General features: G+C 54.4%; 6 protein-coding genes. 3 read left to right on the top strand and 3 right to left on the bottom strand.

From position 1 onward, the window contains the following. The coding region (locus Q0294_RS21925; protein ID WP_299469714.1) for a sulfatase at positions 1–1,353 on the bottom strand (1,353 nt) is incomplete at its 3' end. 207 nt (positions 1,354–1,560) lie between these two features. Here Q0294_RS21925 and Q0294_RS21920 point away from each other — a divergent pair. Then, positions 1,561–2,955, top strand: a complete 1,395-nt coding sequence (locus tag Q0294_RS21920) for a DUF1501 domain-containing protein (protein WP_299469712.1) — start codon at positions 1,561–1,563, stop codon at positions 2,953–2,955. 57 nt (positions 2,956–3,012) lie between these two features. Here Q0294_RS21920 and Q0294_RS21915 read toward each other — a convergent pair whose 3' ends face one another. Next, the gene (locus Q0294_RS21915) at positions 3,013–3,570 is read right to left on the bottom strand and encodes a hypothetical protein (protein ID WP_299469710.1); all 558 of its coding nucleotides are present in this window, start codon (positions 3,568–3,570) and stop codon (positions 3,013–3,015) included. Between the two features lie 172 nt (positions 3,571–3,742). Beyond that, on the bottom strand, positions 3,743–7,429 hold the full coding sequence (locus Q0294_RS21910) for a PQQ-binding-like beta-propeller repeat protein (RefSeq protein WP_299469708.1): 3,687 nt from the start codon (positions 7,427–7,429) through the stop codon (positions 3,743–3,745). A 263-nt stretch (positions 7,430–7,692) separates the two neighbouring features. Here Q0294_RS21910 and Q0294_RS21905 point away from each other — a divergent pair, with 263 nt between their 5' ends. Both Q0294_RS21905 and Q0294_RS21900 read left to right on the top strand, forming a co-directional pair. Then, a complete protein-coding gene (locus Q0294_RS21905; RefSeq protein WP_299469706.1) occupies positions 7,693–8,055 on the top strand; it encodes a helix-turn-helix transcriptional regulator in 363 nt (120 codons plus the stop codon). Then, positions 8,052–9,596, top strand: a 1,545-nt coding sequence (locus tag Q0294_RS21900) for a hypothetical protein (RefSeq protein WP_299469704.1), incomplete at its 3' end; no start/stop codon positions are given. The genes Q0294_RS21905 and Q0294_RS21900, both read left to right, overlap by 4 nt.

The raw sequence follows: 9,596 nt of genomic DNA, 5'->3' as shown, positions 1-9,596 counted from the left end.
GTTAATGGTTGGCAGCCACGCGCGGTGTTCTTCGATCAGCTTTGCAAAATCAGGATTACTGCTGAGATTATTCCATTCCGCCGGATCCTGTTTCATGTCATAAAATTCTTCCGAGCCGTCCGCATAATGGATATAACGATAGTTCTCGGTACGGACGGCTGTGTTATTCCGATTATGCGAGGTAATCGCGGGCCACTTGCGGGGCGTGTTGGCGTCTTTTAATTGCGGGACCAGCGAGTGTCCTTCCAGATCCGGCTTGGGAGGCAGGTCACACAGCTCCAGCAGCGTAGGGTAAATGTCCAGCAGTTCGGCGGGTTTGCTGCAGACCGCGCCTTCAGTGATTCCCGGTCCGGCAAAAATCAGAGGCACGCGCGTAGAACGTTCCCATAATGTGTTTTTCCCGGTGATCAGTTTTTCCCCCAGATGCCAGCCATGATCCGACCAGATCACGATGATCGTATTCTCGGCTAGATTATTTTTTTCCAGCGCTTCCGTCACACGACCGACCTGGCTGTCGACAAAACTGGTACACGCCAGATAAGAGCGCACCAGATTTTTCCACTGGTTCGCTTCCTGTAGAAATTTCAAGCGCGGCTCGGGCAGTTTCCAATGCAGGTACCAGGAATAGCGGGGCGTATCATCTCGATCGGTTGCCAGAAAGGGAGGCAGTTGCAGGGTCTCTTCGGGATAGAGATCAAACCATTTTTGTGTCGCATAACAGGGAACATGCGGCAGGAAAAAACCGACTGAAAGAAAAAATGGTTCCTGCGGTTTTTTATTCAACTCCTCGACGGCCCAACTCGCGACGTTCCAGTCGCCTTTGTCTTCATCCTTGTGCGGAAAAGTGCCCCAGTCAACGAGCGGGTGCGGGTTCGGTGTTTCCACCAGTTTCTTTGGCGGCTTGGCGCCCACACCGGCCGGCGGGCCGAGTACGTTAAATTCCTTTTCATCTTTCTGCCGCCCGTAACCGCCATGATAAATTTTGCCGGTGCTCAATGTTTTATAGCCATGCTGTTCCAGATATTGAGGCAGCGTGACCAGATCTTTAAAGCGGTCGACCGTGCGGAACCAGGGAGCCAGGCCGTAGATACCGGTCGTCGAAGGGCGCAGCCCCGTCATCAGGCTGGTCCGCGAAGGATTGCACAAAGGGGACTGACAATGCGCGTTAGAGAACAGGGTGCCCCGCGCCGCCACCTTATCGATATAAGGCGTTTTGATTTGCGGGTGCCCTTTCAGACAGCCGATCCAGTCGTTCTGATCATCGATGGCGATAAACAGGATATTCGGCTTTTGTGCCGCCTGGACCAGCGAACCAGTCGTCCAGAGAACCAGGAGCATCAGCAGCCATCTCATCAGAAGTACCTTTCAATGAATCTACGAATCATCAACAAAAATTGCAGCTTTTCATCATAACCACACTCTTCAGGGAATGAAAACGCCTGATTTGCTTTGCTTTTGCAGATTTTGCTCAATCTCGAAATTTGGCTGGATAACATAAACGAATGTTGATATATTGGACGATATTCAGAGCAGACGATTTCCATTGGCTCAGGTAAAATCATGCTTTCTTTCTACGAACACAACGGTTTACACGGTCGACGCGAATTCCTCCGCGTAGGTGGTCTGGCGTTAGGCGGGCTGACGCTGCCCGGCTTACTGTCGGCAAAAGCACACGCCGCTGGATCGGGAACGCTGCTGAAAAACAAATCGGTCATCTTCCTGTTCATGCATGGCGGGCCGAGTCAGATTGAAACCTTCGATCCCAAAATGAACGCGCCTGCCGGCATCCGCAGTGTCACCGGCGAAGTCGCGACCAGAATTCCCGGCGTGACCTTTGGTGGCACCTTTCAAAAACTGGCGTCACTCGCCGATCGCATGTCCGTCGTGCGTTCCTATCGTACGGGGGACAGCCGCCACGATATCAAACCGATAGTTCACAAAGACACGCTCGATGCAAATCTCGGTGCGCTTTACTCGCGCGTCGTTGGCGCCAATCATCCTGAGAACGGCATGCCGACCAACGCGGTTCTGTTTCCGCAGGCCATCGATGACAAGATGATGCCCGCCATCACGAAGTTCGGTAAATTCGATTCGCACGGTTTAATGGGCAGTGCTTACGCACCGTTTGTCCCCGGTGCCGGCGGCGATATGCAGTCGAACATGACGCTGTCGATTCCTCAGAATCGCCTCGATGATCGCCGGCTGTTACTCTCAAACCTCGATCGCGCCCGCTGGGCGGCTGACAAAAGCGAAACGTTCGCCGCGAGTTCGCATCTGCAGCAGCAGGCCTTTGATGTGATTCTGGGCGGCGTTTCCGAAGCCTTTGATTTATCGAAAGAAGATCCCAGGGTGGTTGCGCGTTACGATACCGCAGCCCTCGTCAAACCGGAGCAGATCGACACGCGCTGGAGCAACTATAAACGATATATCGACAACGCGCAGTCGCTGGGCAAGCTGTTGTTGATGGCCCGTCGTCTCTGCGAAGCCGGTTGCGGTTTTGTGACGATCACCACGAACTTTGTATGGGACATGCACGCGGACAAAAATAACGCCGGCGTTGCGGAAGGCATGGACTACATGGGTGTCCCGTTCGATCATGCCGTCTCTGCCTTTATGGAAGATGTGCGAGACCGCGGGCTCAGTGATGATATTCTGCTGGTCTGTTCGGGAGAAATGGGCCGCACGCCGAAATTGAACAGTCGCGGCGGCCGCGATCACTGGGGCAATTTGTCGCCGCTGATGCTGACAGGGGGCGGCTTAAACATGGGCCAGGTCATCGGTCAGTCCACACGCCACGCCAGCGAACCGCAGACCGAACCCATCGAACGCAAAGACCTCGTCACCAGCATCATGCACACCCTGTTCGATCTCGGTGAACTCCGCATCACCCGCGGCGTCCCCAGCGAAATCATCCAGGTCGCCACCGCCGGCAAGGTGATTCCCGGCCTGTTTTGAAAAAGCACATCAGGCCGGGAAACCAAATTCGGAATGGTGTTCCATTACAGGCCGTGTTCAAGGGACTTCAGCAACCAGCACGTCATCGATCAGCGCCGTCCCGCCGGCGTTGCCTTCCGCGGGAATACCGATCCGCAATCGCAACGTGGATGTCCCTACAGGAACCTTGATCACGGTATGAATGGTTTCCCATTCATCCAGATCCTGTTTCAGTTTCCGCAGTTCCGAACGGGCAAACCCCAGCGGTTTCTTCCCCGATTCGTCCAGGCACTGCACCACCATCATGGGTAGTGACTGTAAACTTCTCGTCTGCACCCGGGCAGAGACTCGGTAGATTTTTCCCGCCTGAAATCCCTGCAAGTCCTGGTGCGCATTGTAGGCCACCCGCTGCTGAGGATGGTCGGCTGCCACCTTGATTGCAAGCACGCGCGAACCGCTTACCTGGGGTTCCAGCAAAGACTGGTAGCTGACCAGTTGGGACTGACCGGGGAGCGAGGTAAATAACCAACCGCTCGGTGTCGCGGAACGTTGATCGACCGTTTCAAAGTCCGCATTAACAACTTGAGGAGACTCTGACGTAGTGGCACACAATACGAACGCGAGTAAGACAACCATTCTTCAATCCTCCTTGAATTAAAAAAATTGCTTCAGAACGGTTTCCCATCTGGCAATAACTGTGCCACATCTCAGATATGTGAAATTGCGAAGTCTATAACAAATGAGGAGAAATGGTCTGCCGTGTGAGCAGGTTTGGTTTGTACAATTTGCCTGTAACTCTTACAGTCCGCTAATCCTCAACCACGATTTCCACGCCCGATAACAGCGTGCGTCCCTTGATCGGCGTCAGTTCGAGGTTCAAATCGGTCGTCGCCGGAATCCCTTTAAATTCGCGGACAATCGCACGGTTCGAGCCCGTGGCTGCTTTAACAACATCCAGTTCCTGCAGCACCGGTTGGCCTTGCAGGCTCACATCGAACACGCGCTCTCCTGGTTTTGTTTCGTCCGGCTCTAAAAAGTGCAGACGAATCGTATAGCGGCGTTCTTTCGTTTCAATGGGTGAGAGTGTGACGGTCAAAGCAGAAGCACCTTCGACGCCCGAGGCGGCCACCCACTTCTGGTCGCCCGCTGCGATGAATGCCGAATGTTTGTGGAAGTAACGCAGGTCCTTGCCATCAACCTTGATCGAAACGACGGGCGAGGAACCTCCCACACTGGGGTAGTCGAGCCAGAGAGTGCCGTTCTCCGACTGACGGTCGCCAGGCGCCCCCAGGTTGATGCCCAGTTTTTGCACCTGATCTGTCTTGGCATTCAACGCCAGTGCGCTGTAACTCCAGACTTCCGATTCGGGCACGTGGGTCAACGCTAAAGAGGTAAACAGTGAATAACCGCAACTGCAGCCGTGCGCCATGTTCGGCGAATTGAGCACGCCGTTCGCGGGAACCAGACTGTTGCGGCAGCCGGTGCGGAAGCCTTCCAGGCGGGAGGTATTCGTGCTGTCGATGTCGCAGAATCCGGCGGAGTCGGCGCGGAACGTCATCAGATGCGGGCTGGCGATCGCGTAGTTACAGTGGTGCCCCGACTTGGTGAATTCCCAGGGGATCGGTTTTCCCGTGATCGGGTTCGTGCGGAGAATCGGGTCGCCAGTTTCCAGATCATACGACATGCCGGGGCCGCGCTGATCGAGAATTCGATCGTTCCAGATGATGACCTTGTCCCACAGGGTTTCGGGGTGTCCGCGAAATCCCTGACCGGTGGAATATTTTTTCCAGAGTTCCGAACCATCTTTTCCACGGAACGCCGAGATGCCGTCGCGATTGGTAACGAGCATCACATCTTTCTGGTCGCTATACGATAACCAGGTTCCCACAACGTCAGTCTGATGTTCCCAGAGGAGTTTGCCGGTCTTGACGTCGATCGCTTTGATGTAGCGTTCGGCCAGTGCGTTGGGAATGTTGCCGCGGCGTTTCCAGTCGCCATAAAAATTTTCCAGTGCGCCATCAAACACATAGATCCGGTCTCCACTCAATGAGACGACGAGGAAACTCATCTGTGCCGGATGCCTCCAGATCACTTTCCCGGTATGACGGTTCAACGCCACCAGTTCCAAAGGAAGTAAGCCGTACTTTTCACCGATCTTTTTTGAAATCCGAAAGGCCGACGTCAACAGTAGGTCTTCATGAATACGGATGCGTCCCCAGCGGTCCTCGGGGTCAGGCAGTTTCATGACGGCCAGCGTTTTCCCCGTTGCCGGATCGAGCCGCACACACGTGTTCTGACTCGTGACGAGGTAGATACTGTCTTCGATGGCGATAAAATGATGGCCGACGAGTTTTCCGTCGTAACTTTGTCCGCGACGCCCCGGATTGTCTTCCGGCGTTTCTTCCAGAGGAATCATCCAGAGAATGCGTCCCGTGTAAACGTCGACCGCCGTTAATTTTCCGGGTCCCTGCAGAAACATGCGGCCTTCAATGACGGCCATGCTCGGACCCCAGTCGTGACGATTGTAAAACAGATCACCGTGACTGGCGGGACCGCCGAACCAGAGTACGCCGAGCGGCGCTTTGACGAGTTCGTCGCGTGACATTAAGGTATTGGAGGCATCGCCGTACTCGTGAGTCCAGTTCGCAGAGCCCGGCAACGCACCCACGCGTGACAGCACCGTGAAACCTTCGGCTTGTTTGAGAGAGGCGCGAGGCAGTTGCCTGTCTGCGACCGCCGCCGCTAACTGCTTATATTCTACGTCCGTCAGTTCCAGGCACGCTTTCCCGCCGTAAGGCCTCAACGATTTAAAGAGGGTTTCCCAACCTTTTGAGGTGAGTGATTCGCCGAACGCCGTCAAATCTTCCGACACAATCAGCTCGGCCATGTAGGCCGGCAGTTCGAATGTCAACGGGTTCCCCTGATGCACGACCACCCGCGTTCCATAAAGACCCGCGGCATCGAATTTCGCCCGCAGTGCTTCGACTTTTGTTTGATCCGGTTCCACAGCGATGAGTGTCAACTTGGATTGCTGGATTAACTCTTCCAGCAGACGCCCGCTGCCGGTCCCCAGCACGAGGCAATACCCGTTGCCTGGTTTTGTGGACTGCAATATTTTTTTTGTTTTGCTCGTCCAGTCATCTTGCTGTGCCGTCAGTGAGCGACTCTCTTCAGAAAACATTTGTGGCTCAGTTTCCTTGTTGCCGAAACAGAACAGACCCCCTTCTTGCGTCACAACCACCAGCGCGCCGTTGGCGGCGATCATCGTCGCAGGCGTGCCTTTGACGGTTTGAGTCCAGCTGACGGCAGCGCTTTTACCGTCTTCGGCGAGATCCAGCGCGAAAACCGTATCGGCCTGATGCCCGTACAAACGATTGCCGGCTTTCAGATCGAGCTGCACTGGATGCGTTTTGGTCCACGCTTCCAGTTCTGTCTGAGGGATCTCTGGTTTTTGAGGTGCCGGCTGGCTCCAGAGTTGGTTGAGTACCGTTTTAGTCACTTCCTTGCCGCGGCGGTCTGTTTCTTTCACGATCTTCAGCGTTTTGAGATCATAGGCGACAATGTTTCCCCCCTCGCCGAAATAAACCACATTGTCGGTCAGTACCGGATAACGGGCGGAGACCGCGTATTCCTGTTTGGCGTCCATCTGGAATGTCGAACCGCCGTGAAAAATGTATGGTCCGATGGAGGAAACGTGATAATTGGTCGCCCGGTTTCCATACTTATGTGTGATGAATTGATCGGTGTTGAGATCGAGACAGGCGGCGACCGAACGGCCGCAGGGAATCAACAGCCGATGATTGTTCTTGACGAGATAACCCTGCGGCGTGATATCCGTCAGCGTTTTGATTTCGTGTTGGGGAATGTTGAGTGCGGCGCCGGTCTCAGCATCCAGCGTGTAAAGAAACGTTCCTTCGAACGGCCAGACGCCGCACGTGAAATAAATCTTCCCATCAGAGAGGACGGCCCCGCCTCGGATTGGCCAGACCGAAGCCAGCCGTTCGTTCGCCAGGGCTTTCCGGTGATTGGGAGCCGCCTGAAATTTCCAGCGCAGACTGCCATCGTCTGAATTCAGGCAGTAAAAAAAACCGTCGTCGGCTGAGAAGTACACATTCTTACCGGAAACAAGGGGTGCGAAACGCACCGGGCCGTTCGCATGAAAGCGCCACTTTTGTTTGCCGCTGGAAAGATCAAAGGCAGTCACGCTATCGTTGCGGGAGGAGCCGACGAACAGGGTCTGCCCGGCGATCACTGGTTCATAGTGTGCGTCAAACTGAATCCGCGGATCTTCGGGCCAGGCCGGTTTGAGCGGTCCCAGTTCGCGAGACCATTGTAATTGCAACGCGTTCGGAAGCTGCTCGGTCGTTACCGCGGTCCGCTGCGCGTTATTCCGCCAGGTGGGCCAGTCGGCGGCGATCGCAGGCGAAGAGAAGCAGAGTCCACTCAACAAGCAGAACCAGATACAGTGAGCCAAACGCACAACTTGAGAAGACATCTACAAACTCCCTGGTGTGTACCATGTAATGCCTGACGGCAGATAACCAATCAGCAATCTCTTATCTATTAAACTAGCCGAGCACGCTGCGTTTTAACAGGTCGGTCTGCAAACTTAATCATAATTTCATCCGAGGCAGGATTTATTTCTGAGGCAGCTTTATCCTGTTGCTTCCAAAATAAACCTTGACTGGCATACTATGTCACGCATAGTATAGAGGCAGATGAGTCGTCCATTGGTTGAGTCTGTCGAAAGGAACTACCATGCGAGTCGAACGCGAACTGATGCGAGGCGCCGGTCCGGTGGCTGTATTGAAACTTCTGGAAGAAGGCGCCAAATACGGTTACGAACTCGTGGAAGCCCTGTCCGAACAGACGGGGGGCGTGCTCGATATGGGGCAATCGACGCTCTATCCTTTGCTCTACAATCTGCAGTCGCAGGGACTGATTCGACCGAGTTGGCAGGAGTCCGACAGCGGCCGCAAACGAAAATATTATTCGTTGACCGCGAAAGGCAAAAAACGACTCGCCAGTGATACGGCTCAGTGGCGCGCGGTGGCAACCGCGATGCAGAGTCTGGGAATTTTATCGAATGTGCCACCGAGGTTGAGAGGGGGTGAAGCATGAACGCAGACACCGCCTCTCAAAACAAGTGGAAGAAAATTCTGCACACGCCGGTTTCTCAACTGCTCCGCGGACGGATTACCGGACCTCAAGAACCCCTGGAACAGCTCGATACGAGCGTCTTACCTGACAGTCTGATTGAGGCCATCCGAAAAATCTCAGATCGTCTGGAAGGACGCCTGCGCTGGAGCGTTGCGCGACGTTTGGTCAAATCCTGCAGTAGCCTGTTGCGCGAAGGCTGTGCGGCAACACAGCTGGTCGAACAGTTGAGTGAGCCGGAAAGCATCGCCGCTTTGATTCGCACGACCCGCAGAACCGACTGGATTTTAAACGTCCCGTTACCCGCCCGCTTATGGCCCACGGTCGAACGGATTGTGATTCACGAACGGGTCAAAACACGCGCTGCCCGCCAGATGCTCAACCGTGTCTGTCAGACCCTGCAATGGCAGTTAGATGGTGGCCGCACGCCTGAAGCAATCGCCATTCAATGTGGTGATGCGGCTGCTTTGAGCGGCCTGGTTTACGAAACGCATTCGCTGGGAGAACTGCTCGAATATCGTCTGCCCGAACCAATAATGGCGGTCGTGCTGGATGTGGTGCGGCAATCCCGGCTCTGGCCGACAGAAAAACGGGATGTCGCCCGCGAACTCTGTTCCCACTTCGCCGATGGCATGGAGCAGGGGGAAAGCGAGGCAGCATTGATCGAGTCATTCGGCTCTCCGAAAACCACCGCGAAATTAATCCGCCGCGCGCGTCTCCGTAATCGTCCTTTCCACAGGCGCGCCCGCCGCCGCGCCTGGCAGGCACTGGGAATACTGCTGGTTCTCATACTGATTCCCTGGCTGATACTGGCAGTTCGATTCATGGCTGCGCAACCGACGCTCAAATTTGATGTACTTCAGGAACACGACAAACAGAGTCGTGCTGTTCCACGGCAGGAACGCGCCTGGCCCCTCTATTTACAGGGACTGGAAAAACTGAAAGATAATCAGGATTTTAAAACATTTCAGAGGTATGATCCGGCGAAAGAAACGATCAGCGAGCATTGGCCGGAAGCGAAAGAATTTTACAATCAACATCCCCGGGAACTGGAATACTTTCTGAAGGCAGCAAAGCAACCTCAGCTCGGATTTATCTATCGTCCTCTGGCGAATGATCTGGGGAAATATCGGGAGTTGAATCGACCCTATGAAGGTAATCCCGCAACGCGTCGACACGCGAATTTGAGCATTACTCTGCCCCATCTGCAGGACCTGGCGCATTATGTCTCGCCGTTTCTTCGCGGGGCAAGTCTCCTGGCCGCCGAGCAGGGCGATGGAGAAAAATGCTTCCAGCTGATGCAGGCGCGAATTGCGGTGTCAGATCATATCAGTCAGGTGATTGACTGTCCGATTACCTATCTTGTTTTTAATGCAAAGACCACGCAGATCGCTCAGGATCTGGAACGTTTTGTAGAGCAGCAATCGCACTTGTTCACCGACAATCAATTGACAACACTGTTTGATCAGCTGAAAAAAACACAGGACCAATCCATCGAATACGAT

The sequence above is a fragment of the uncultured Gimesia sp. genome (assembly GCF_937919775.1).
In the GTDB taxonomy this organism is placed as follows: domain Bacteria; phylum Planctomycetota; class Planctomycetia; order Planctomycetales; family Planctomycetaceae; genus Gimesia.
This window is presented reverse-complemented; position numbering and strand designations above follow the sequence as displayed.